This is a genomic window from Devosia sp. LjRoot3 (genome assembly GCF_964252865.1).
In the GTDB taxonomy this organism is placed as follows: Bacteria; Pseudomonadota; Alphaproteobacteria; order Rhizobiales; family Devosiaceae; genus Devosia.
Genome location: NZ_CAXUPK020000001.1, coordinates 1,167,087 through 1,189,465 on the forward strand (window position 1 = coordinate 1,167,087; position 22,379 = coordinate 1,189,465).

The following is a 22,379-nucleotide window of genomic DNA, read 5'->3' on the forward strand; positions in this document are numbered from 1 at the left end:
CCGTGTGCCCCCTCGCGCAAACGTTTATTTGCCCATGGAAACAACAATGTTCGAACGTCATTTTCATGACAGATTCCGGGCGTTCTGCTCGCGTCGCATTCGGACGGTCAAATGACCGGATTCCCGTAGCCAAAGGTTTACCCATGTCTCTGCGAACGCTCGTCTTTTCGGGTCTCGCCGTAGCGGTCATCGCCATCGGCGGCACACTGGCCTTCTCCCCTTGGAACGCACCGGGGCAGGCTCAGGTTCAAACAGCTCAGACGCAGGCCGAAGCGCCCCCGCTCGCCGCCGCGACGCGAACCGTGCCCACCAGTCAGCCGCAGGTTCAGCTCAGCTTCGCCCCCATCGTCCAGGCCGTCTCGCCTTCGGTGGTCAATGTCTATGCCACCCGCATCGAATCCCAGGCCACGTCGCCTTTCGCCAATGACCCCTTCTTTTCCCGCTTCTTCGGCGATCAATACTTTCAGACCCGCCCGCGCGAATCCCGCTCGCTGGGTTCCGGCGTCGTGGTCGATGGGGCAGGGGTGATCCTCACCAATTCCCACGTCATCAACGGCGCCACCGACGTCCGCATCGCTTTGAGCGACGGCCGTGAGTTCGCCGTGGATGTCGTCGTCGAAGACAAGCAGACCGATCTCGCCGTCCTTCGCGTCCGCGACACCCGCGGCGTCACCTTCCCGGCCATCACCTTCGCCGATAGCGACGCGCTACTCGTGGGCGATCTCGTCCTCGCCATCGGCAATCCCTTCGGTGTCGGCCAGACTGTCACCTCAGGCATCGTCTCCGCTCTCGCCCGCACCGGCGTTGAAAGCTCCGACTACGAATTCTTCATCCAGACCGATGCCGCCATCAATCCCGGCAATTCCGGCGGCGCCTTGGTCGACATGCAGGGGCGTCTGGTCGGCATCAACACCGCCATCTATTCCCAGTCCGGCGGCTCCGTCGGCATTGGCTTCGCCATTCCCGCCAACATGGCCAAGCTCGTCGCCGATGCCGGCGTCAATGGTGGCGAAATCGTCCGCCCCTGGTTCGGCGCCAAAATGCAGGCCGTCGATTCCGACATCGCCAACAGCCTCGGCATGGACGCCCCCCACGGCGCCCTCATCACCGACGTCGCCCCCAATGGCCCCGCTGCCCGCGCCGGCTTCCAGTCCGGCGACGTTATCCTCTCGGTCGACGGCCAGCGCATAGACGACCCCAGCGCCTTCAACTTCCGCCTCGCGACAAAACCGATCGGCCAAACAACCAAGCTAGAACGCCTGCGCGGCACCGCAACGGACACGCTCGACTTCCCCGTCGAAGCCGCCCCGGCACCAGCCGACAGCGCCATCGCCACCATCTCGGCCGACTCCCGCTTCTCCGGCGTCACCGTCCGCCAGCTCGACCCGGCTTTGTCAGAGAGCAAAAACCTCCCCTACGACGCCACTGGCGTCCTCATCACCGCCATAGCCCCCAACTCCCCCGCCGAAGCCATGGGCCTCCAGGTGGACGACGTGATCCTCCAGCTCAACGACACCGACATCAAAGACGCCCAGACGTTCAGCACCACAGCATCGCAGCGGGTCAGGACGTGGCAGATTATTTTGCAGCGGGATGGTCGGGTGAGCAGGGCCATCGTCAGCGGATAGGCCGGCGCGCATCGTCCCCGAAAGTCGTCACCCTCGGGCTTGACCCGAGGGCTCTACACTTCCCGCAAGTGAAGTCTCCTCGGGTCAAGCCCGAGGATGACGGCCGATGGCGCAGCGCTCCCCACACCCACCGTGTCATTCCCGCGAAAGCTGGAATCTCTGTTTGAAAGCCAGTGGGTGCCCCCCCCTCCCGGCCTCCCCCATCTAGGGGGAGGTGAAGGGACAGTGGCTCGGGCAGGATTGTGCACCACGCGCGATGCGACACCTCCCCCTAGATGGGGGAGGACGGGAGGGGGTGGGGCCGCACGCTCTGAATCAATCTCTCAATCCAAGGCCCCAACCCACTGAATCCTCAGCCCTTACTCCACCACCACTTCCGGCAATTCCATCACCGCCAGCGCCTCAATCGTCCCCATCCGCCAGCCCTTCAATCCCCTCAGCAACTCACTCGCCCCCTCGTCATACCCCCGCCGGCTGATCCCAAACATCGCCACCCCATCCTCCAGCGGCACGTATCGATACGCGTTCCACTCCACGATCACCGTCCCACTGCTGTCATCACTCATCAGAAAATCCAGAATGATCTCTCCCGTCGCCTCATTCTCGATCAGCGCAAAGTTCACCACCGGATCAGCCGCCTGCCTCTGCTTCAGCCCATCGACCATGGTCCCGGCCGCGTCCCGAACCGAAATCCCATTGGTCAGCACATCCACCATGAACATCTGCTCATAAGCCTCAACGCTCTGCCCCTCAGGCACATATTCCTGCTTGTAGAACGTGTCCGTCGGGTGGCTCGTCCATGCGAGTTCAAAACTCTCCCCCTCAAGCACAAACGGCCCCGGCGCTCCCACCGCATCCTCCTGCGCCATCACAACCGACCCCGACAGACAAACCAGCGCCACAGCGGCGACCAAACGACCAAGCATGTGCAATCCCTCTTCTCCAGGCACAGTTGAACCCGTCGCCCGACCCATGGCAACAGCGCGATGCGGCAACTATCCTCCGCCCGCTGAACGGCAACTGAACCGTCACGAAGCGGGTGCGACGCGCCGCACAATTTGCTATTGAGCCCCCATGTCCGATCTCTTCGCCGCCGATCCCAACGAAACCGACAAGGCCCGTCCGCTTGCGGACCAGTTGCGCCCGCGCGCCCTCGATGAAGTGATCGGCCAGACCCATCTCCTCGGCCCCGACGGCACGCTCACCCGCATGCTCGCCTCCGGCCGCCTCGGCTCGCTCATTCTCTGGGGCCCACCCGGCACCGGCAAGACCACCGTGGCGCGTCTCCTCGCCGACCAGATCGGCTTCCGCTTCGAGCAAATATCGGCCATTTTCTCCGGCGTCGCCGACCTCAAGAAGGTCTTCGAGAAAGCCCGCTTCGAACGCCTCTCCGGCCACCGCACTTTGCTCTTCGTCGACGAGATCCATCGCTTCAACCGCGCCCAGCAGGATAGCTTCCTTCCGGTCATGGAAGACGGCACCGTCGTCCTCGTCGGCGCCACTACCGAAAATCCGTCCTTCGAGCTCAACGCCGCGCTTCTGTCCCGCAGCCAGGTCCTGCGCTTCGAGTCGCTGGGCCAGCCCGATCTCGAACTGCTCCTCCAGCGCGCCGAAACGCTCCTCGGCTCCTCACTGCCCCTCACCGATGAAGCGCGCCAGACCCTCCTCGGCCTCGCCGATGGCGACGGTCGCGCGCTTTTGGGGCTGGTCGAAGAGATTTTAGCATCGGCTCGCTCCGATGAGACGCTCGATGCTAACAGTCTGCTAACCGTAGTGCAGCGCAGAGCGCCGATTTACGACAAGGCGCAGGACGGTCACTACAACCTGATTTCGGCCCTGCACAAAACCATCCGCGGCTCCGATCCCGACGCGGCGCTCTACTATTTCGCCCGCATGATCGATGCCGGCGAAGACCCGCTGTTCCTTGCTAGACGCTTGATTCGTATGGCTTCCGAGGACATCGGCAACGCCGACCCCCAAGCGCTCCCTCTCGCCATCGCCGGCCGCGACGCCTACCAGATGCTCGGCTCTCCCGAAGGCGAACTCTCCCTCGCGCAAGTCGTCGTCTATCTCGCCCTCGCGCCAAAATCGAACGCCGTCTACACCGCCTTCAAAGCGGCGATTTCACTAGCGAAATCAACCGGTTCGCCCATGCCGCCCATGGTCATCCTCAACGCCCCCACCAAGCTGATGAAGGGCGAAGGCTATGGCGACGGCTACCAATACGACCACGACGTCCCCGACGCTTTCTCCGGCCAGGAATACTTCCCGGAAAAGCTTGGCCGGCAACAGTTTTATCATCCGGTCGAACGCGGTTTCGAGCGCGATCTGAAAAAGCGCATGGACTATTTCGCCCGCCTCCGCGCCGAAAAATCCCGCAATCGCAATGGCCTGGACGAGTAATCCCCGTGCCACCGTCGTCGTGCTATTCTCGCCTCAGATCGGACCAGCCATGAACGGCTTCCTCCTCGTCGGCGCCGGCGGCGCCTTGGGCGCCATGGCCCGCTTCGGCTTTTCGAGCCTCATCGGCCGCCTCTGGCCCATGGGCTTTCCGCTCGCGACGCTCCTCATCAACATCATCGGCTCCATCGCCATGGGCCTCTTCGTCGGCCTCATGGCCAAACTTCTCCCCGCCAATCAGGAGGAGCTAAGGCTCTTTGTCGCCGTCGGAATTTTCGGCGGCTTCACCACCTTCTCCTCCTTTTCCCTCGACACAATCGTCCTCATCGAGCGCGGCGAACTGTTTCAGGCGATCACCTATGTCGCCTTGTCAGTTGTAGTTTGTCTCATAGGCCTATATCTCGGCCTTTTGATAACCAGAGGCAGCCCCGCATGAGTGGCGTTCAACATCGGGAAGTCACAGCAGACGAAGACGGCATGCGTCTCGATCGCTGGTTTGCCCGGCATTTCCCGCAGGTCGGTTTCGGCCGCCTGCAAAAACTGATCCGCAATGGCGAAGTGCGCGTCGACAAGGCCAAGGTCGAGACGAGCACGCGCCTCGCCGCGGGCCAGGCTATCCGCATTCCGCCCGTCGATGATCCCGGCACCGTTCGCCCGGTCAAGGTCAATCAGGAAGATGTGAGATTTCTCAAGGACATAATCCTCTATGAGGACGATGACCTCTACGTCTTCAACAAGCCCCACGGCCTTGCCGTGCAGGGCGGCAGCGGCACCGTGCGCCACCTCGACGGTCTTCTTAAGAGCCTGCCCAACAAGCTCGGAGAAGCCCCGCGCCTCGTACACCGCCTCGATCGCGACACGTCCGGCTGCCTCGTCGTCGCCAAGACCGCCGCCGCGGCCACGCATTTCGGCAAGGTCTTCATGTCGCGCTCGGCCCGCAAGATCTACTGGGCCCTCGTCGCCGGCAATCCCACGCCGCGCCAGGGCGAAATCTCCTGCTTCCTCGCCAAGCGCGCCACCGAAGATGGCGAGCAGATGGTCGTGGTGAAAAACGGTGCCCCCGGCGCGGTCCACTCGTCGAGCTACTATTCGACCACCGACACTGCCAGCCGCCGCTTTGCCTGGGTTACGCTGAAGCCGGTCACCGGCCGCACCCATCAGCTGCGCGTCCACATGGCCCAGCTCGGCACGCCGATCATCGGCGACCCCCGCTATTTCAATATCGAAAACTGGATGCCGGCTCCCGGCCTCGGCGAAGGCCTGCACCTGCATGCTCGCCGCATTGCCCTCCCGCTGCGCAATGGCAAACGCCTTGATATTTCAGCGCCTTTGCCGCCGCACATGCGCGAAAGCTGGGATGCCCTGGGCTTCGACGCCGAGCGCTTCGACGTGCAGGACACCGACCCTGAGGACAATGCATGAAGCTGATCATGTTCGACATGGACGGGACGCTGATCGACACAGAGGCCCTGATCGTCGAACACATGACCACGACTTTTGAGGCCGCCGGCCTCACGCCTCCGACCATGGCGCAATCGCGCCGTGTCATCGGCCTGTCCCTGCCGGTCGCCATCGCCACCTTGCTCGGCACCGAAGTGACTCCACTGGCCGAAAAGCTGGCCGACGACTACCGCAGCCGGTACCGCGCCTCGCTTGTGCAGGCCGAAGGCCGCGAAGGCCTCTTTCCCGGCGCCCGCGAAGCCCTCGATTTCCTTGCCACCTGGCCCGATACCCTGCTCGGCATCGCCACCGGCAAGGGCCTCAATGGCGTCCATCGCCTAACCCAGCTCCACGGTATCGCCGGGCACTTTGTCACCTTGCAGACGCCGGATCATAATCCGTCAAAGCCGCATCCCGGCATGATGCTCCGCGCCATGGCCGAGACGGGCGCCGAAGCCCGTGACACTGTCATCATCGGCGACACCACCTTTGATATCGAGATGGGGAAGTCCGCCGGCACCAAGGCCATCGGCGTCACCTGGGGCCACCACGATCCCCATGAATTGCTTGCTGCCGGCGCGGATCTGCTGGTCGACACCTATGCCGATCTGCCTCTCGCCATCAAGAAAGTACTGGAACACTGACATGCGCGATCAGCTGGAAGATGCCCTGAAAAATCAGGAGTTTGGCTACGGTCAGGCGCAGCACATCAATCAGGTCGAGCTGCCCAAGCGCTTCTACAAGGAAGTCGACGTCGCCCGCGTCGAAGGCGGCTATGCCGTTACGCTCGACGGCAAGCAGACCCGCACGCCGGGCCGCAAGCTGCCTGTGATCGTCCCCGCCCTCTCTATCGCGCAGGCCATGGCCAGCGAATGGGCTGCGCAGGACAAGTACATCGACCCCACCACCATGCCCATGGTGCGCCTGATCAATTCGGCTGTCGAAAGCGGCGACGAAAACGTCCCCGCCTTCCGCGCCGAAATTGGCAAGTTCGCAGGAAATGACCTGCTGCTCTACCGTGCCGACACGCCGCAGGAACTGGTCGACGATCAGGAACTGCATTGGGATGGCGCGCTGGTCACGCTAGCCCGCCACTTCGACGTCGCCTTCCAACCCACCATCGGCATCATCCACCAGCCCCAGCCGGTCGCGACGCTGACCAAGCTCGATACCGCGCTCGAAGAGCAGGGGCTTCTCTCACTGACAGCTCTCGTCTCCATCACCGGCATCACCGGTTCCGGCCTCCTCGCCATCGCCCTGCTGCATCAGCTGCTTAGCGCCGAGCAGGTCTGGACCGCCGCCCATGTCGATGAAGACCACCAGATTCGCCTCTGGGGCGAAGACGAAGAAGCCATGACCCGCCGCGCCAAGCGCCGCGTGGAATTCGACACTGCCGTTGCTGTCGTGGACGCGCTGCGGGCTTAAGCCCGCGCCGCGATCCACTCCGCCGTCTCGGGCGAAATCTCGCGCAGCGGCACCAGCACAAAATCGCGCGCATGCGCGTGCGGATGGGGCAGGGTCAGCCGCCCCGTCTGCATTTCCACCCGCTCATAGGCGATGATATCGACATCGATCAGCCGCGGTCCCCAAACCTCGTGCCGCACCCGCCCCATTTCGCGCTCGGTATCGAGCGCCACATGCAGCAGGTCGATGGGCTCGAGATCGGTCTCGACCTCCGCCGCCATATTGGCAAAGTCCGGCTGATCGGTCTTGCCCCAGGGCTTTGTCGCAATCACCGACGATTGCTTGACCACTTCAATATTCGGATGCGCATCGAGCAGCCGAATGGCTTCGGCCAGCTGCGCTGGCGGATCGCCGATATTGGCGCCAAGACTAAGCCACGCCTTCGCCATCACGCCGGCCTCACGCGATGCAGTTCGACCGCCGCTTCGCCCCGTACCATGGCGATCGGGGCCTCGGGCTTGCGAATGCGGATGATGATCCAGTTGATGTCGTCAAAACGCGCGAACAGCGCCGTGACGATGTTCTGCCCCAGTGCCTCGATCAGCTTGGTCCGCTGGCTTTCAAAGGTCGCTTTCACCACATCGTAGATGTCGGCATAGGAAACCGTGTGCCCGATGGCGTCGGTCTCGCCCGGCGCGGTCAGGTCGACCCCACATTCGAGATCAACGAAAAAGCGCTGGCCCAGCCGCTCCTCTTCGGCAAAGAAGCCATGGTAGCCGTAAAAGCCAAGATCGCGGAGAATGATGCGGTCGCCCGTAAAAGGTGCGGTCATTGAGATGGTCCTAAGATTTAGGGGCCGTAAAGGGTCGCCTGCGCCACGCGCAGGGCATCGCGATTGGCGGCAACGTCGTGGACGCGAAAGATATGCCCGCCGCGCTCATAGCCCTGCACGGTGGTGGCAATTGTCCCCGGCAGCCGCTCGCCCGGTTCATTGTTCAACAGCTTGCCGATCATCGATTTTCGCGATGTGCCGACGAGCACGGCATGCTCGGGATAGGCCTCCACCAGCTCCGGCAGCAGCCGCAGAATCTGATAATTCTGCGCCAGCGTCTTGGAAAACCCGAAGCCCGGATCGAGGATCAGCTGTGTCCGCGCCAGCCCCGCTGCATCAGCAATGGCAAGCGTCCTCGCAAAATAGTCGACCATCGCCGGCAGCGGCAGCGTCTGCGCGTCCCAGCTCTTGTCCCAGTGCATGGCGATCACTGGCGCGCCATAAAGCGCAGCCACCTCCGCCATTTCAGGCGGCCCCTGCAACCCATAGACATCATTGATGATATCGGCCCCAGCCTGAATGGCTTGGTCGGCCACCAGCGGCTTGCACGTGTCGATGGAAATCGGCGCCGTGATCCCGGCGCCGCGTAGCGCATCAATCACCGGAATAACGCGATCCAACTCCTCCTGCACAGCCACGGTTTCCGAGCCCGGTCGCGTGCTTTCCCCACCGATGTCGATGATATCTGCACCTTCGTCCAGCATGGCGCGGGCATGGGTCACTGCCTGGTCAAGCGTGTTGTGCAGCCCGCCATCTGAAAAGCTGTCCGGCGTGACGTTGAGGATGCCCATGATGAGCGGGCGCGGGCCCAGTTCCAGGGCAGGGCGATGGGGCAGGGGAACGATATGAGTCGTGTGCATTGCAAATCCTGCCCCTCGCTTAGGGGCGCCAAGGCTTCGGCTCAAGCGTATTCTTGCCGGGCAGCGCGCGCCGCTCCGCGTCTGTCCTCAAAACCTATCAGAACCAGCGTCAAAGCCGCTAGCGGCGTTCCCAGCTCTCAAGCATTGATTTCAGCACCAGCGTGATCACCGCGATCAGCGCCAGCGTCGAGGCGGCCGCGAAGGAGCCGGCGATATTGAAATCGTTGAAAAGCAGGTTGATCTGCAGCGGCAAGGTATTGGTTTGCCCGCGGATTGAACCGGAAACCACCGAAACGGCGCCGAATTCGCCCATCACGCGCGCATTGGTCAGCACCGCGCCGTAGACGAGTCCCCAGCGGATATTGGGCAGCGTGACGCGCAAAAACATCTGCCAGCCATTGGCGCCAAGCGACAAGGCGGCTTCCTCGTCATCCGTCCCCTGCTGCCGCATCAGCGGCACCAATTCGCGGGCCACATACGGCGCCGTCACGAACAAGCTCACCAGCACGATGGCGAGCGGGGTGAACATGATCTGCAACCCGACCGATTGCAGCAGCGGCCCCAACAGCCCCTGATTGCCATAGAGAAACAGGTAGACAATGCCCGCCACGATAGGGCTGACGGCGGCCGGCAGCTCGATAATCGCGACCAGCAATTGCTGCCCGCGAAACTTGAAGCGAGTCACGAGCCACGCCAGCGCCGCGCCAACCACCATGTTGATCGGCACGACGATCACCGCGGTGATCACCGTAAGAAAGATCGCATGCAGCGTATCGGGCTTCAGAATGGCGTCGAAATAGGCGCCGAGACCTTCGCGCAGCGCGAAGCTGAAGATCAGCGCCAGCGGCACCACCAGTGCGAGGGCCACAAAGACAAAGGAAAGCCCGATAAGGACATTTGCGCCGATGCTGCGCTGGGCCGAGTGGCTCATCAGGTCTGCCTCTCGACATAGCGCACCTGCCAGGCGGCGAGCAGGTTGGTGGCGATCAAAGTCAGGAAGGCCACTACCAGCAGCACGAAGGCAAGCGCCGCCGCGCCTTCATAATTGTACTCTTCGAGCCGGATGAAGATCAGCAGCGAGACGATTTCCGTCAGCCCCGGCAGGTTGCCGGCGATGAAAACGACGGCACCGAATTCGCCCAGCGAGCGCGCAAAGGAGAGCACGCAGCCGCCAATGAACGCCGGCAGGATGGTCGGCCAGATGATCCGCGTGAAAACCTGCCAGCGCGAAGCGCCCAGCGTCGTCGCCACGCTTTCGAAGTCCACATCGACCTCTTCCAGCACCGGCTGCACAGCTCGCACCACGAAGGGAATGGAGGTAAAAGTCATCGCAGCAATGATGCCAAGCTGGGTGTAGTTGACCTTGATGCCATTGGGCTCAAGGAACTGCCCATACCAGCCGGTATCGGCAAAGAGCGTCACCAACACGAGCCCCGCCACCGCCGTCGGCAAGGCAAAAGGCAGATCGACCAGCGCATCGAGAATCCGCCGCCCCGGAAAACGGTAGCGGGTAAGAACCCAGGCCAGCAGCAGCCCGACCACGCCATTGATGATCGTGGCAATGAAGGCCGAGCTGAACGTCACCCGATAGGCCGCCAGCGCCCGGTTCGAGCTGACGATCCGCCAGAACTCGGGAAAACCCATGCCCGCAACCTTGAGCAACATGGCAGCGAGCGGCAGCAGGATGATGAGCGTCAGGTAGAACAGCGAAATGCCCATGGACAGCCCGAAACCGGGCAGCAGGTGTTTGCTGCGATGCTGTGCCATGCGTTCCTCGAAATACGATACGGCGCGACCGAAGTCGCGCCGCAAAAACTGGTTTGGCCGGGGCCGTTACTGGTTCACGAAAACCTTGTCGAGCAGGCCACCGTCAGCGAAGTGGTCGGCCGCAACCTTGTCCCAGCCGCCAAAGGCGTCTTCGACGGTCACGAGACGGATTTCCGGGAAGGTCGCGGCGTGGGCTGCGGCAACAGTTGCGTCCTGCGGGCGGTGGAAGTTGGCAGCAGCCACTTCCTGGCCTTCCGGCGTGAAGAGGAAATCGAGATAGGCCTTGGCGAGATCACGGCTGCCGCGGGCATCGACGACCTTGTCGACCACAGCCACCGGGAATTCTGACAGGAAGCTGACCGAGGGAACGACGGCTTCATACTTGTCGGCGCCAAGCTGCTTCACGACGGCCAGGGTTTCGGCTTCGAAAGTCACCAGCACGTCGCCCAGCTGGCGCTCGGTGAAGGCGGTGGTGGCTGCGCGGCCGCCGGTTTCGAAGACCGGAACGTTAGCGAAAAGCTTGGTGAGGAATTCCTCGATCTTGGCTTCGTCGCCAGCATAGGCCTCGGTCGCCCAGGCGCGGGCAGCGAGATAGGTGTAGCGGCCGTTGCCCGAAGTCTTGGGGTTCGGGAAGATCACCTGCACGCCTTCGGCGGCGAGATCGCCCCAGTCCTTGATGGCCTTGGGATTGCCCGAGCGCACGAGGAAAGACGGGAAGGAATAGAAGGGCGCAGCATTGTTCGGGAAGTCGCTGGTCCAGTCTTCCGAGACATAACCGCCTTCGACCAGCTTCTGCACGTCAGTCACCTGGTTGAAGGTGACGACGTCGGCCTGCAGGCCTTCCAGAACGGCGCGGGCCTGGGCCGAGGAGCCGGCATGCGACTGGTTGATCGTCACGGTCGCGCCGGTCGCTGCATAGGCAGCGTTCTCGGCTTCGAACAGTTCGCGAGCGATGTCGTAGGAGGCGTTGAGAATGTCGGTGGGCTGAGCCAGAACAGGGCTGCTGGCAAGAGCGAGCGCCGCAACGGCAGACAGGAGAAGCTTGTTCATTGTGACGCTATTTCCGTGAAAGCGAAGGCATTGGTCACAGGTGATGCGACGCCGCTTTTTGGTCGTAAAGCGCTAAATGATTGGCTCGGATGACTAATTTACAGGCTAGGAAAGCAGGGGAAAGCCGTTGCGCTCCCCGCCGCTAAGGCGCGATTTTGTTTCGGCACCTCAGGCCCCGGGACGCAGCTTCTCGCCATATTTGGCAACGCCGATGCCCGAAACCACCAGCAGCAGCGACAACACGAGATAGGGCGTCAGATCGGCGATCCCGAGCGCAACCAGATAGACTGCCGTCAACACCGGGGTGAGAAAACTGACCACGCCGATCAGCTGCGCATTGCCCTGCTTCATCCCAAAATCCCACATCGCATAGGCCAGCGCGAAGAAGATCGAGGCCGACGCCACGATGAGGACGCTCGAAACCGGCGCCGGCGGTGCCCCGAGGGCGAACAACCACACCGAGCCATTGATGAGGGCGCTCGCACCGAAAATGACGCCAAGGAAATTGCTGCTGCTCGCCGGATAGCGCGCCGCCATGGCCGAAAACACTGCCCAGGTGACAGCCGAGATGACGGCCCAGAAATGCCCCGGCATGAGGTGAAAGCCACCGACGGAGAGCCCTTTGCCGAGCAGCAGCGTGACAATGCCCGCAAGCCCCAAGACACCCGCAACCGCATGGAACCAGCGGAACCGCTGGCCCAGCGAGATGGTGGTGAGAATGACCACCAGCAGCGGCCAGGTATAGATGATTAGCGTCGCCTCGAGCGGCGGCGCCTGCTGCAGCGCAGCCACCCAGGTCAGGTTGTGGCCACCAATGCCGATGACACCCAGCGCATAGAGCCAGATGGGAACCGTCCTGAGCTCGGGCAGCGGATTCTGGCGGCGCAGAATCCACATGGCGATGAACACCAGCGCGCCGACGCCATCGCCGAGCCCAACATAAAGAAACGGATCAACACCAACAGCCGATGCCACAATCGGCGCCGTCATCGACCAGATGAACACTGCCGCAACGCCGCCCGCCGTTCCCCAGCTGGACTTGGTCCCGCCGCTCGTCGCTGTGCTCAATTCCATGACGTCACGCAAAAAAGAATCCCCGCTTTCGCGGGGATGTTGTGGAGGTCGCGGTGGATCAGGCCTTCGCCGGTTCGGCGAAGAGATCGTATTCGTCGTTGTCGGTCACGGTGACCGAGACGATGTCGCCGATCTTGATGCCGGTGGCATTATCGACGATCACCTGGCCGTCGATCTCCGGCGCGTCCCATTTGGAGCGGGCGATGGCGCGGTTCTGCTCGGGCTGCACGTCGTCGACGATCACGTCGATGGTCCGGCCGACCTTCTTCTGCAGCTGGTGGAACGAGACGTTCTGCGCCACTTCCATCAGCTGGGCAAAGCGCTCTTCCTTGACCTCGTCGGGCACGATGCCTTCGAGTTCATTGGCGGTGGCGCCGGTCACAGGCTCGTACTTGAAGCAGCCGGCGCGGTCGATTTCGGCTTCCTCGATGAAATCGAGCAGCATTTCGAAATCTTCCTCGGTTTCGCCCGGGAAGCCGACGATGAAATTCGAGCGAACGGTCAGGTCAGGAACCTGGCGCTTCCAGTCGAGAATGCGGTTGAGCGTCTTTTCCTGATGTGCCGGACGGCGCATGGCCTTCAGCACATTCGGCGACGCATGCTGGAACGGAATGTCGAGATAGGGCAGGACGAGGCCTTCGGCCATCAGCTCCATCACCGGGTCGACATGCGGGTAGGGGTACACATAGTGCAGGCGCACCCAGGCACCCAGTTCGCCCAGTTCCTTGGCGAGGTCATAGAACTTCGCCTTCACATCGCGGCCACGATACTTCGAGGTCGCATACTTGAGGTCGAGACCGTACGCGCTGGTGTCCTGTGAGATGACAAGCAGTTCCTTGGCGCCCGAACGGATCAGCCCTTCGGCTTCGGAGAGAATGCCGGCGGCCGGGCGCGATGCCAGATCGCCACGGATCTGCGGAATGATGCAGAACGAGCAGCGATTGTTGCAGCCTTCGGAAATCTTCAAATACGCATAGTGCCGCGGCGTCAGCTTCAGCCCGCTCTCCGGCACGAGGTCGACAAACTTGTTCGGCACCGGCGGCAAGTGGTCATGCACGGCCGAGACGACGTCTTCATACTGATGCGGGCCGGTGATCGCGAGCACATTGGGGTGCGTTTCGCGGATCATGCTCTCTTCGACGCCGAGGCAACCGGTAACGATCACGCGACCGTTTTCGTTGAGCGCTTCGCCGATCGCCTCAAGGCTTTCCTTCTTGGCGCTGTCGAGGAAACCACAGGTATTGACCAGCACGATATCGGCGCCGGCATAGTCGCGACTGAACGAATAGCCCTGCGCGCGCAGGGTCGTCATGATGCGTTCGCTGTCGACGAGCGCCTTGGGGCAGCCGAGGCTGACTAAACCGATTTTGGGCGCCTGAGTCATGCGCGTGCGAAGGTCCGGAATTGCGTTGGATGGCGCGTCATACAGAAAGTTTGACGGTTACGCAATGTGACTGACCCTCGTGCGGGGCTTGGCAGACCTTCGCCAGGCGGTGGACACGCACTCTTGAACATCACAAACAGCGAACAGTGCGTTACCAAATGTTCACTTTTTGGAACCGGAAGTCTGAGTTAGGCGTCTCCTTCTGGCGTCAGTTCGGCGCCGCACACGGGAGTGTTTAAATGTCCGATCGTCTCTCCGCCTACGCGCCGCAGGCCCTCGCCGTGCTGCGCATCATGACTGCCCTGCTGTTCCTCGCCCACGGCACGCAGAAGCTCCTGGGCTTCCCCGCTGCCGAATTCGCACCGCCCGCCTTCTCGATCTTCTGGATTTCCGGCCTGATCGAAATCGTCACTGGCGTGCTGATCGCCATCGGTTTCTTCACCCGTCCTGCCGCGTTCCTCGCCTCCGGCACCATGGCGGTCGCCTATTGGATGGCGCACGCCCCGGTTAATTTCTTCCCCGCCAACAATGGCGGCGACGCAGCAATCCTGTTCTGCTTCGTCTTCCTCTATCTGATTTTTGCCGGTCCGGGCGCCTGGAGCGTCAACAAGAGCTGATTGCTCACCGAGTAACAAAAAGGCCGCCTGGAGTGATCCGGGCGGCCTTTTTGTTTCAGGTGATTGGCGAAGTCGGCGGCGTCCGTTTTGCGGTCCGCTTTGGCTTGAAAGGCTCGCCCGCCGTGCTGGAGGGCTCGCGCCTCACGCTATCGCCTTCGGGCGTGATCTGCGGTGGAGGCTCGGTCGCCGGGGTGTAATACTCATCAGCCTCGGCATAGTCCGTTTCCTCGCCATGTTCGGCAAGGTCGCGAATAGCGTCGCGCACTTCGTCGAGCAGCGAAGCCGAATAGCGCGAACGGTTGACGGTTTCGCCAGCTGCTTCATGAGCCTTGAACCAAACCAGCAACGCTTCGCAGCCGATGCGCAGCGCTACGATGCCGGCAAGCCCGAACACGGCAATTTCAAGCAGCCCCCAAAGCCCATCGCCAAAACTGCTGCCGAAGCGGAAGAAGAAATGGCTGACGGCCCAGAGCAGGATGGAAGCCAGGCCCAGCGCATAGAGAATCGGCACGAGGCGGGGCGACAGGATGGCGTCGAGCCGGAACAGCGTCTGGCGGGTGAGAAGGCGTTTCAGGTCGTCCGTGGTCATGCCGGGCTCCTCGATTCGGGATTTGCTCAGAATTAGAGGCTCATGCGACGCTGGCAAGTGCAGCGGACGCATAGGTAGTGGGGCCGAAAATGGTCTCGAACGTGCTGCGCATCACGGAATCAACTTCCGCCATGGAAACGAGCTGTCCCAGATCTTCAAAGCTGGTCACGCCCTGATCGGTAATGCCGCAGGGCACAATACCATCATAGTGCCCGAGATCCGGGTCCACATTGAGCGAAATGCCGTGGAACGTCACCCACTTGCGCACCCGCACGCCGATGGCCGCAATCTTGTCCTCGCGCCCAGAACCCTTGTCCGGCCGCTGCACCCACACCCCGACGCGACCCTCGCGCCGCTCACCCTTGATATTGTGCGCCTCAAGCGTGTCGATCACCCACTGCTCCAGCCCTTTCACGAGGCAGCGGATATCGCGCCCGCGCTGCGTCAGGTCGAGCATGACATAGGCCACGCGCTGGCCAGGGCCATGATAGGTATATTGTCCGCCGCGTCCTGCAGGGTAGACGGGAAAGCGTGGATCGATAAGGTCTTCGGGCTGCGCCGACGTACCACCCGTATACAGCGGTGGATGCTCGAGCAGCCACACCGCCTCGGGCGCTTCACCTGCGGCAACGAGAGCCGCGCGATTCTCCATCGCGGCGAGCGTGCTCTCGTAATCCATGAGCCCTTCGAACTGCACCCAATCGACCGGCTTCCGATCGGCTCGATGCAATTTCGAACGAATTTGGCACGCCTCATTGGCCGTTGTTAAGACTTCCATAACCAAGCCTGAGCAATCCTTAATTCACGAAGCCCCCGGCATTCCGCGAGCGGCCCTGTCATAAGACCCTTATTTATGAACACCCTCGACAATATTGAAGTCGATATCACCGTTGAACTCGGTGCAACCACCATGCCGATCCACCACCTGTTGCGCATGGGTCGCGGTGCTGTGATCGAATTGGAGCAGGGCGAGAACGATCCGCTCTCCATCTATGCCAACCATACGCTCATCGCTCGCGGCGAGGTGAATGTCGAGGATGGGCAGCTTCGCGTGCTCGTCACGGAAAAGGTCTACAAGCACGGCTGATTTTTTGCGTCTCTCCACAGGCTTGAAAGAAATCTCGATTTAGGTGCTTGAGGTTCGCCAAGTCCTTTGCTACATCCCCACTCGCTTCAGGCGCTTCGGCGATTGAAGCTTCTACCACAGATGTGCGGTCGTGGCGGAATTGGTAGACGCGCAGCGTTGAGGTCGCTGTGCCGCGAGGCGTGGAAGTTCGAGTCTTCTCGACCGCACCATTCTTCCTCCGGGGGAGAAACAAAAAGCTGCCTGCGGGCGGCTTTTTTGTTTTCTGGGCCTCAGATCACCGCTTCTTCCTTGATCTCGATATTGGGCACCTTGAAGCCCATGGCGATCCAGGCCGTGAGGAGCTTCCCGTAAAAGCCCATGGTCTGCCACGTGCCGGACGGAATCGCATCGTCCAGCATGACATCCGCGCCGCGGTCGCCTGTGACAGTCCGGATTTCTGGTTTTGGCGCCTGTCCTTCCGGCCAGAGGCTCGAATAGAGGCTCAACCAGTGTCCGCCCTTGAATTCGAGAAACAGCGGGCTGTTGCAGCATGCCGCGACTACGCGGCGCGTCGGGGCGGTCGAACTCAGCCGATAGCCACGCAGCAGGTCCTTGCCCCTGGTGATTTCGAATCGATCCTTGCGATAGAGGACGAAACGCGTACCCCCGTTCTCCTCCATCATGGGCCTCGCCAGGGGGAGCTTTGCCATGCGTTCCCCCGCGTCACGGCAACTGTTGCAGTGACATTCCGTGGTGATGAAGGGCTCGCCGGTAACAACCATTTCGAGCTTCCCGCAGGCGCAGGTCAGATGGGTCGTGCTGGTCATCGGCTAGGTGTCCTTCTTCTCGGGCGGTTTCCGGCCCATTGGTGCCTTGAACTGCCAGGCATCTTCCAGCCGCAGGCTCAGTTCTTCGTCGTCGATGGCCGCCAGCCGCACCAGCACCGCGTCATAGCCGACATAGTGGTCGGTCTCGAAATAGATGGCCGGAGAAATCTCCATCAGCAGCACCTTCTGTTCGAGGGGACACTGCAGAACGATGGTCTCTTCGTCGAGTAGCCGCACAAAGGTCCGGTCCTCAACCTTGAGGGCAGGGGTGCCATAGCTCGTCGACCGGGCGACACGCGCCAGACCCCTGGCCTCCGCTAGCGCCACTAACCGGTCGAAGGCGGCATCGAAAGCGTCCTGGCTCGACATGACCATCTCCATCCCTTGGTCGCACCGGCAGCATCGTCTTGCCCGTTGCAAAATTGGAAGAAAACTTCGCAGACGCAGTCTGGCGCCTTTATTGCTGATTGGCTACTGCTTGCCTTGCCCCTGAAACCCCCAGGACACACAAAGGGCTCCCTATGAGCAGCGATTTCGAGACCGAACTCGGCACGGAGGCCGAGATGGACCCCAGCGCGTTCCGCGATGCGGACGATCGCATCAGTTCGCTTTGGCTCGAACGCTTACGGGCCTTCCTTGCGGCCGGTCGCTCGGAAGACGTGGCTCTGGTCATGGAGCCCCTGCACACGGCCGACGTCGGCGACGTGCTCGAATTGCTCGATCACGACGAGCGCCTGGCCCTCGTGCGCCTGCTTGGGGACGAATTCGATTATTCCGCGCTGACCGAGGTCGATGAGAGCATCCGCCTCGAACTGATGGAGGCGCTGCCTAACGCTGAAATCGCCCGCGGTGTGGCCGGTCTCGACAGCGACGACGCGGTGGCGATTCTGGAGGACCTCGAAGAGGAAGACCAGAATGAGATTCTCTCGGCCCTGCCGACCTTCGAGCGCCTGAGCCTCAAGCGCAGCCTCGATTTTCCCGAAGATTCCGCCGGTCGGCGGATGCAGACTGAATTCATCGCCATCCCGCCCTTCTGGACGGTCGGGCAGATGATCGACTACCTGCGCGCCGAACGCGACCTGCCGGACGAGTTCTTCCAGCTCTACGTGGTTGATGCCGGCTACAAAGTTCTCGGTACACTGCCGCTCGATCGGGTGCTGCGCGCGCAGCGCGCCACCAGAATCGAATCGATCATGAATACCAATCTGGTCCTGGTTGGAGCCGACGAGGATCAGGAAGAGGCCGCCCGCGCCTTCGAACGCTATGACCTCGTGGAAGTCGGCGTTGTGGATGAAAACGGGCGCCTCGTGGGCGTCCTCACCATCGACGACATGGTCGACGTCATCACCGAAGAAGCCGACGAGGACATCAAACTCCTCGCCGGTGTGGGCGACGAAGACGTGTCCGACACCACCTTGGACACCGTCCGCAGCCGCGCGCCCTGGCTCGCCGTCAATCTCGTCACGGCCGTTCTGGTTTCCCTGGTCATCGGCCTTTTCAATGGCACCATCGAGCACATGGTGGAACTCGCCGTGCTCATGCCCATCGTCGCCTCCATGGGCGGCAATGCCGGCGCCCAGACCATGACCGTCACCGTGCGCGCCATCGCCATGCGCGAACTCGAGGGCGGTCGCCTTCGCCGCCTCATTCGCCGCGAAATGGTGGTCGGCTTTTTCAATGGCGTCATTTTCGCCATTCTCATCGGCCTCGTCACATGGGTGCGCTACAACAACGTGCAGCTCGGCGCGGTCATCGCGATGGCGATGATCATCAATCTCGTCGTTGCCGGCACCGCAGGAATATTAATTCCGCTCACCCTCGATCGCTTCAAGGCGGATCCCGCGATCGCCTCAGCGGTCTTCGTCACGACCATCACCGATGTCATTGGATTCTTCGCCTTTTTGGGCATTGCCGGCCTCTGGTTCGGACTTTTCTAGGATCCAAAACCGGTTATGCACTGTTGCAGATGGGTCACTTGCAAAGGTTACGTGACACAGTTAACGCTTGCTGACTGGCCCCTCGCAGCGTCCTGAGCGGGTCGGAATGGACGGCTGACAAGGAGCGGCAAAATGCGCAGTCAACCGAAGACCCTGGCCTGGCATTCCATTAGCTGGGCCCTCGTAGCTCTTCTCTCGATGGGGCTCGTTATCTCGGTGGTCGCCGGCGTCTAGCTGGCATTCTGCACCGAAAAGATTTAGGGAAGGGCGCCCTTTGCCACAGGGCGCCCTTCCTTTTGCAGTAAGGTTTTTCGCATGAAGCTGCTCATTGGAAACCGCAACTATTCCTCCTGGTCGCTACGCCCCTGGCTGGTGCTGCGCCACTTCGATCTGCCCTTTGAAGACGAGGTGTTGATGCTCTCCGGCGAGGGCTGGCGCGATGTGCTCGCGGCCCGCTCACCCACCGGAAAAGTGCCAGTTCTGATCGACGAGGATCTCGTCATTCCCGAGACCCTCGCCATCATCGAATATCTGGCGGACAAGTTCCCCGAAAAGCAGATCTGGCCGGCCGACCGTCGCGATCGCGCCCTGGCGCGCTCCGCCGCCTCCGAAATGCATGCCAGTTTCACCGCCCTGCGCAGCAATGCCCCGATGAACCTGCGCGCGTCCCATCCCGGCAAGGTCGATGCCGACCTCGTCCGCCAGGACTTGCACCGAATCGAGCAGCTGTGGGGTGAGTTTCTGTCGCGCTCCGGCGGTCCGTTCCTTTTCGGCAGTTTTTCCGCCGCCGATGCCATGTTTGCCCCGGTCGCGACCCGCATTCGCACCTATGCGCTGCCCATTTCCGACACGGCCGCCGGCTATGTCGAAGCCATCTACAGCCTGCCCGCCTTTCAGGATTGGCTCGCCTTGGCCCGGCACGAGCCATGGATCGTCGACAACGACGAGATCGATGTCATTCAGGGCCGTATTGCCCCCGGAACTATCGCATGATCCATATGGTCAAACTCTGCGTCGGCGTTTCCAGCTTCGAAGAACTGGAAAGCTACCGCGACGAACGCGCCCATTGGTGGGATGCCGACTACGGCGAGGACGTGCATGTGCATCGCACCCGCATGATGCCCAAGCGCGTCGCTGAAATGGAAGGCAAGGGGTCGATCTACTGGGTTATCGCCGGGTCCATCGTCTGCCGGCAGGTGATTCAGCGCCTGGCGCCCTTCACCGACGCCGAGGGCAAGAACTACTGCGACATCATCATGTCGCCCGAGCTCATCCGCACGATTCCATACCCTAAGCGTCCATTCCAGGGCTGGCGCTACCTTGAGCCCAAGGATGCCCCGCCCGATATCGCGGCCAATGACGTCGAAAACTCCGTCGAGATCGCCGCGGAACTGGCCCGTCTCGGCCTGTTGTAAACCTGCAATCGCGCTGCATTAATCGTTTAACGATTGTTAATCTTCGCCCCACTTGTGCATAAGGCGTGAAGAGTCGAGAATCCGACGACTGATTTGGGGGCGTGATGGTTCGGCAGGCGGCGCATGTTATCGTCGTTGGCAATGAGAAGGGTGGGTCGGGCAAATCGACCACGGCCTTCCATCTGGCTATCTACCTGCTTTACCAAGGCTACAAGGTCGCCTCCATCGACGTCGACAGCCGCCAGCAGACGCTGACCCACTATGTGCGCAATCGGCGCGACTGGGCCCGCCAGCGCGGCCTCAGCCTGCCCCACACGACCCATTTCCACCTGCCTTTGGCCCGCGGCGATTCCCTCAAGGAAAACAACCGCGTCGAATTCGACCTTTTCCGCCAGGCCATTGCCGAGGTGGAGCAGTCGAGCGAATTCATCGTCATCGACACGCCGGGCTTCGATACCAACCTGACGCGCCTCGCCCATTCGCTGGCGGACACTCTGGTGACCCCGGTCAATGACAGCCTCATCGACCTCAATGTCATGGCCCATGTCGATCCCGTGACCGGCGAACCGCGCGAACTCAGCCACTATGCCCGTCTCGTGCAGCGCGCCCGGTCCGAGCGCCTCGCCATCGATGGCCGCACCATCGACTGGGTCCTGGTCCGCAACCGCATTTCCATGCTCTCGTCGCGAAACATGCGGCAGGTGCAGACCATGCTCGAGCGCATCGCCATGCGCCTCGGCTGCCGCGTTTCCGATGGTATCGCCGAGCGCGTGATCTTCCGCTCGCTCTTTGCGACCGGCATGACCGTATTCGACCCCCTGGACGACGAACTGCTCGGTGGCGTCCCGTCCATGTCTCACACGAGCGCTCGTCAGGAATACCGCGCCCTCGTCGCCGCCCTGAACCTTCCCTTCAGCCGCCGCGCCGAAGCGCGCCGCGAAGTGCTGGAGGCAGGAACGCGCGGGAACGACGCCAATCGCTTCGTGCACATGGCGCCGTCCGAAAGCTGATTTCTGGAGTAGGCTAGGGCCATGCCGCCACACGCGCATGCCAAATGGATTGCCGGGACAAGCCCGGCAATGACGATGTGTTGTGAGGTTGGGAAGCTAACCCGCTACCTACTGCCCGCGAGCATAAGCAATCTTGCGTGGCTCCGCCGCTTCAACGGCATGCTGGCGCTGATCATAGATGTCGCGCGCATCGATGATGGAATGGTGGTTTTCCGCCGTCCAATCCCAGAGCGCGTTGATCGGTTCCTGCAGGGTCTTGCCCATTTCGGTCAGGCTATATTCCACCCGTGGTGGCACCTCGGGATAGATCGTGCGGCTCACGAGCCCATCGCGCTCGAGATTGCGTAGCGTCAGCGTCAGCATGCGCTGCGAAACGCCGTTGATCATGCGCTTGAGTTCGTTGAAGCGCAGCGTGCCGTTGCGGCTCAACATGCCCACAACCATCACGCTCCACTTGTCGCCAATGCGGCTCAGCACATCGGACATCGCGGAGCAATTTGCGTGCTTGGATGTATCGGTCAGTGACATGGCTGTGCCTCCTTGTTGCGGGTACTTGGGCACTAATATAAACACAGTTACTAGTTGTGACTAGTGCGACACGTCGTCCGCAGGGGGAAACGACCTATGAACAAATGGAATATCGGGCTCTGGGTGGCCCAGGCTGTTCTGGCAGCCGTCTACATCATGGCGGGCTTCATGAAGCTCACGCAGCCAATCGATGCTCTGGTCGCCTCGGGCATGTCCTATGCGGGCGATTATCCCGAATTGCTCACCCGCTTCATCGGCACCATGGAAGTAGCAGGCGCCATCGGCATCATCCTCCCTGCCGCGACGCGCATCGCGCCATTCCTGACGCCACTCGCCGCTCTCGGCTTTTCCGCCATCCAGGTCCTCGCCATCGGCCTTCACAGCATGCGCGGCGAATTCCAGGTCCTGCCGGTCAATTTCGTCCTGCTGGCCCTCTCGCTCTTCGTCCTCTGGGGGCGCCTGCGAAAAGCGCCAATCGCGCCCCGCTGAGTAGATTTACCACAGGTAGAACGGTTGACAGGCCCACGCGGGGCCTGTCTTTCTTCGCGCCA

At 61.8% G+C, this 22,379-nt stretch carries 27 protein-coding genes and 1 tRNA gene; 14 read left to right on the plus strand and 14 right to left on the minus strand.

Features of this window, described 5'->3' with window-relative positions:
• Positions 1-143: 143 nt before the first annotated feature.
• A complete protein-coding gene (locus ACSQ2A_RS05660; RefSeq protein ID WP_436071404.1) occupies positions 144-1,628 on the plus strand; it encodes a Do family serine endopeptidase in 1,485 nt (494 codons plus the stop codon).
• A 359-nt stretch (positions 1,629-1,987) separates the two neighbouring features.
• On the opposite strand, the gene ACSQ2A_RS05665 is transcribed toward ACSQ2A_RS05660, so the two are convergent.
• Positions 1,988-2,554, minus strand: coding sequence for a hypothetical protein (locus ACSQ2A_RS05665; RefSeq protein ID WP_436071405.1), 567 nt, complete (start codon positions 2,552-2,554; stop codon positions 1,988-1,990).
• 148 nt (positions 2,555-2,702) lie between these two features.
• On the opposite strand from ACSQ2A_RS05665, the gene ACSQ2A_RS05670 reads away from it, so the two are divergent.
• From ACSQ2A_RS05670 to ACSQ2A_RS05690, 5 genes are read left to right on the plus strand one after another with little or no spacing between them, the layout of a single operon-like run.
• Positions 2,703-4,031, plus strand: a complete 1,329-nt coding sequence (locus ACSQ2A_RS05670; protein ID WP_436071406.1) for a replication-associated recombination protein A — start codon at positions 2,703-2,705, stop codon at positions 4,029-4,031.
• A gap of 49 nt (positions 4,032-4,080) precedes the next feature.
• Positions 4,081-4,464 (plus strand): fluoride efflux transporter CrcB, encoded by a 384-nt coding sequence (gene crcB, locus ACSQ2A_RS05675; protein WP_436071407.1) that lies wholly within the window; start codon positions 4,081-4,083, stop codon positions 4,462-4,464.
• Positions 4,461-5,450, plus strand: coding sequence for an RluA family pseudouridine synthase (locus ACSQ2A_RS05680; protein WP_436071408.1), 990 nt, complete (start codon positions 4,461-4,463; stop codon positions 5,448-5,450). Before crcB ends, ACSQ2A_RS05680 begins: the two co-directional genes overlap by 4 nt.
• On the plus strand, positions 5,447-6,112 hold the full coding sequence (locus ACSQ2A_RS05685; RefSeq protein WP_436071409.1) for an HAD-IA family hydrolase: 666 nt from the start codon (positions 5,447-5,449) through the stop codon (positions 6,110-6,112). Before ACSQ2A_RS05680 ends, ACSQ2A_RS05685 begins: the two co-directional genes overlap by 4 nt.
• A 1-nt stretch (position 6,113) precedes the next feature.
• Complete coding sequence (locus tag ACSQ2A_RS05690; RefSeq protein ID WP_436071410.1) at positions 6,114-6,893, plus strand: ATP12 family chaperone protein; 780 nt, start codon at positions 6,114-6,116, stop codon at positions 6,891-6,893.
• Here ACSQ2A_RS05690 and folK read toward each other — a convergent pair.
• From folK to rimO, 8 genes are all read right to left on the minus strand, one after another.
• Entirely contained in the window at positions 6,890-7,321 is a 432-nt protein-coding gene (folK, locus tag ACSQ2A_RS05695) for a 2-amino-4-hydroxy-6-hydroxymethyldihydropteridine diphosphokinase (RefSeq protein WP_436071411.1), read from the minus strand. The two genes, ACSQ2A_RS05690 and folK, sit on opposite strands and share 4 nt — an antisense overlap.
• Positions 7,321-7,704 carry a dihydroneopterin aldolase gene (gene folB / locus ACSQ2A_RS05700; RefSeq protein ID WP_436071412.1) on the minus strand — a complete coding sequence of 128 codons (384 nt, stop codon included), beginning with the start codon at positions 7,702-7,704 and terminating at the stop codon, positions 7,321-7,323. Before folB ends, folK begins: the two co-directional genes overlap by 1 nt.
• Before the next feature lie 17 nt (positions 7,705-7,721).
• A complete protein-coding gene (gene folP, locus ACSQ2A_RS05705) occupies positions 7,722-8,564 on the minus strand; it encodes a dihydropteroate synthase (RefSeq protein ID WP_436071413.1) in 843 nt (280 codons plus the stop codon).
• A 118-nt stretch (positions 8,565-8,682) separates the two neighbouring features.
• A complete protein-coding gene (gene cysW, locus ACSQ2A_RS05710) occupies positions 8,683-9,495 on the minus strand; it encodes a sulfate ABC transporter permease subunit CysW (protein WP_436071414.1) in 813 nt (270 codons plus the stop codon).
• Positions 9,495-10,331: a sulfate ABC transporter permease subunit CysT gene (gene cysT, locus ACSQ2A_RS05715; protein ID WP_295416396.1), complete on the minus strand. Its 837-nt coding sequence runs from the start codon at positions 10,329-10,331 to the stop codon at positions 9,495-9,497. The genes cysW and cysT overlap by 1 nt, the downstream gene beginning before the upstream one ends.
• A 66-nt stretch (positions 10,332-10,397) precedes the next feature.
• Positions 10,398-11,381, minus strand: coding sequence for a sulfate ABC transporter substrate-binding protein (locus ACSQ2A_RS05720; RefSeq protein WP_035080904.1), 984 nt, complete (start codon positions 11,379-11,381; stop codon positions 10,398-10,400).
• Between the two features lie 168 nt (positions 11,382-11,549).
• The gene (locus ACSQ2A_RS05725; protein WP_436071415.1) at positions 11,550-12,467 is read right to left on the minus strand and encodes a DMT family transporter; all 918 of its coding nucleotides are present in this window, start codon (positions 12,465-12,467) and stop codon (positions 11,550-11,552) included.
• Between the two features lie 46 nt (positions 12,468-12,513).
• On the minus strand, positions 12,514-13,839 hold the full coding sequence (rimO, locus tag ACSQ2A_RS05730; RefSeq protein WP_436071416.1) for a 30S ribosomal protein S12 methylthiotransferase RimO: 1,326 nt from the start codon (positions 13,837-13,839) through the stop codon (positions 12,514-12,516).
• A 239-nt stretch (positions 13,840-14,078) separates the two neighbouring features.
• On the opposite strand from rimO, the gene ACSQ2A_RS05735 reads away from it, so the two are divergent.
• The gene (locus tag ACSQ2A_RS05735; protein ID WP_295416385.1) at positions 14,079-14,456 is read left to right on the plus strand and encodes a DoxX family protein; all 378 of its coding nucleotides are present in this window, start codon (positions 14,079-14,081) and stop codon (positions 14,454-14,456) included.
• Positions 14,457-14,511: 55 nt separating this feature from the next.
• On the opposite strand, the gene ACSQ2A_RS05740 is transcribed toward ACSQ2A_RS05735, so the two are convergent.
• Positions 14,512-15,045, minus strand: a complete 534-nt coding sequence (locus tag ACSQ2A_RS05740) for a DUF4282 domain-containing protein (protein WP_295416383.1) — start codon at positions 15,043-15,045, stop codon at positions 14,512-14,514.
• 40 nt (positions 15,046-15,085) lie between these two features.
• Positions 15,086-15,823 carry a lipoyl(octanoyl) transferase LipB gene (gene lipB, locus ACSQ2A_RS05745; RefSeq protein WP_436071417.1) on the minus strand — a complete coding sequence of 246 codons (738 nt, stop codon included), beginning with the start codon at positions 15,821-15,823 and terminating at the stop codon, positions 15,086-15,088.
• 75 nt (positions 15,824-15,898) lie between these two features.
• Between lipB and ACSQ2A_RS05750 the strand changes: the two genes are divergently transcribed.
• Positions 15,899-16,132 carry a FliM/FliN family flagellar motor switch protein gene (locus ACSQ2A_RS05750; RefSeq protein ID WP_056308177.1) on the plus strand — a complete coding sequence of 78 codons (234 nt, stop codon included), beginning with the start codon at positions 15,899-15,901 and terminating at the stop codon, positions 16,130-16,132.
• Positions 16,133-16,256: 124 nt separating this feature from the next.
• Positions 16,257-16,341 (plus strand) — tRNA-Leu (locus tag ACSQ2A_RS05755).
• Between the two features lie 60 nt (positions 16,342-16,401).
• Here the strand turns inward: ACSQ2A_RS05755 and ACSQ2A_RS05760 are convergent.
• Both ACSQ2A_RS05760 and ACSQ2A_RS05765 read right to left on the minus strand, forming a co-directional pair.
• Positions 16,402-16,938, minus strand: coding sequence for a GFA family protein (locus ACSQ2A_RS05760; RefSeq protein ID WP_436071418.1), 537 nt, complete (start codon positions 16,936-16,938; stop codon positions 16,402-16,404).
• Positions 16,939-16,941: 3 nt separating this feature from the next.
• Positions 16,942-17,307 (minus strand): MmcQ/YjbR family DNA-binding protein, encoded by a 366-nt coding sequence (locus ACSQ2A_RS05765; RefSeq protein ID WP_295416375.1) that lies wholly within the window; start codon positions 17,305-17,307, stop codon positions 16,942-16,944.
• 152 nt (positions 17,308-17,459) lie between these two features.
• On the opposite strand from ACSQ2A_RS05765, the gene mgtE reads away from it, so the two are divergent.
• The 4 genes from mgtE to ACSQ2A_RS05785 all read left to right on the plus strand — a co-directional run bounded on the left by mgtE (position 17,460) and on the right by ACSQ2A_RS05785 (position 21,300).
• A complete protein-coding gene (mgtE, locus tag ACSQ2A_RS05770) occupies positions 17,460-18,875 on the plus strand; it encodes a magnesium transporter (RefSeq protein WP_436071419.1) in 1,416 nt (471 codons plus the stop codon).
• Positions 18,876-19,190: 315 nt separating this feature from the next.
• The gene (locus tag ACSQ2A_RS05775; RefSeq protein ID WP_436071420.1) at positions 19,191-19,868 is read left to right on the plus strand and encodes a glutathione S-transferase family protein; all 678 of its coding nucleotides are present in this window, start codon (positions 19,191-19,193) and stop codon (positions 19,866-19,868) included.
• Positions 19,865-20,290, plus strand: a complete 426-nt coding sequence (locus ACSQ2A_RS05780; RefSeq protein ID WP_295416369.1) for a DUF1489 family protein — start codon at positions 19,865-19,867, stop codon at positions 20,288-20,290. The genes ACSQ2A_RS05775 and ACSQ2A_RS05780 overlap by 4 nt, the downstream gene beginning before the upstream one ends.
• Positions 20,291-20,394: 104 nt before the next feature.
• Positions 20,395-21,300, plus strand: coding sequence for a division plane positioning ATPase MipZ (locus tag ACSQ2A_RS05785; RefSeq protein ID WP_295416366.1), 906 nt, complete (start codon positions 20,395-20,397; stop codon positions 21,298-21,300).
• Positions 21,301-21,408: 108 nt separating this feature from the next.
• Here ACSQ2A_RS05785 and ACSQ2A_RS05790 read toward each other — a convergent pair whose 3' ends face one another.
• Positions 21,409-21,828, minus strand: a complete 420-nt coding sequence (locus ACSQ2A_RS05790; RefSeq protein ID WP_295416363.1) for a winged helix-turn-helix transcriptional regulator — start codon at positions 21,826-21,828, stop codon at positions 21,409-21,411.
• A gap of 96 nt (positions 21,829-21,924) precedes the next feature.
• Between ACSQ2A_RS05790 and ACSQ2A_RS05795 the strand changes: the two genes are divergently transcribed.
• Positions 21,925-22,317: a DoxX family protein gene (locus ACSQ2A_RS05795; RefSeq protein WP_436071421.1), complete on the plus strand. Its 393-nt coding sequence runs from the start codon at positions 21,925-21,927 to the stop codon at positions 22,315-22,317.
• Positions 22,318-22,379: the final 62 nt, after the last annotated feature.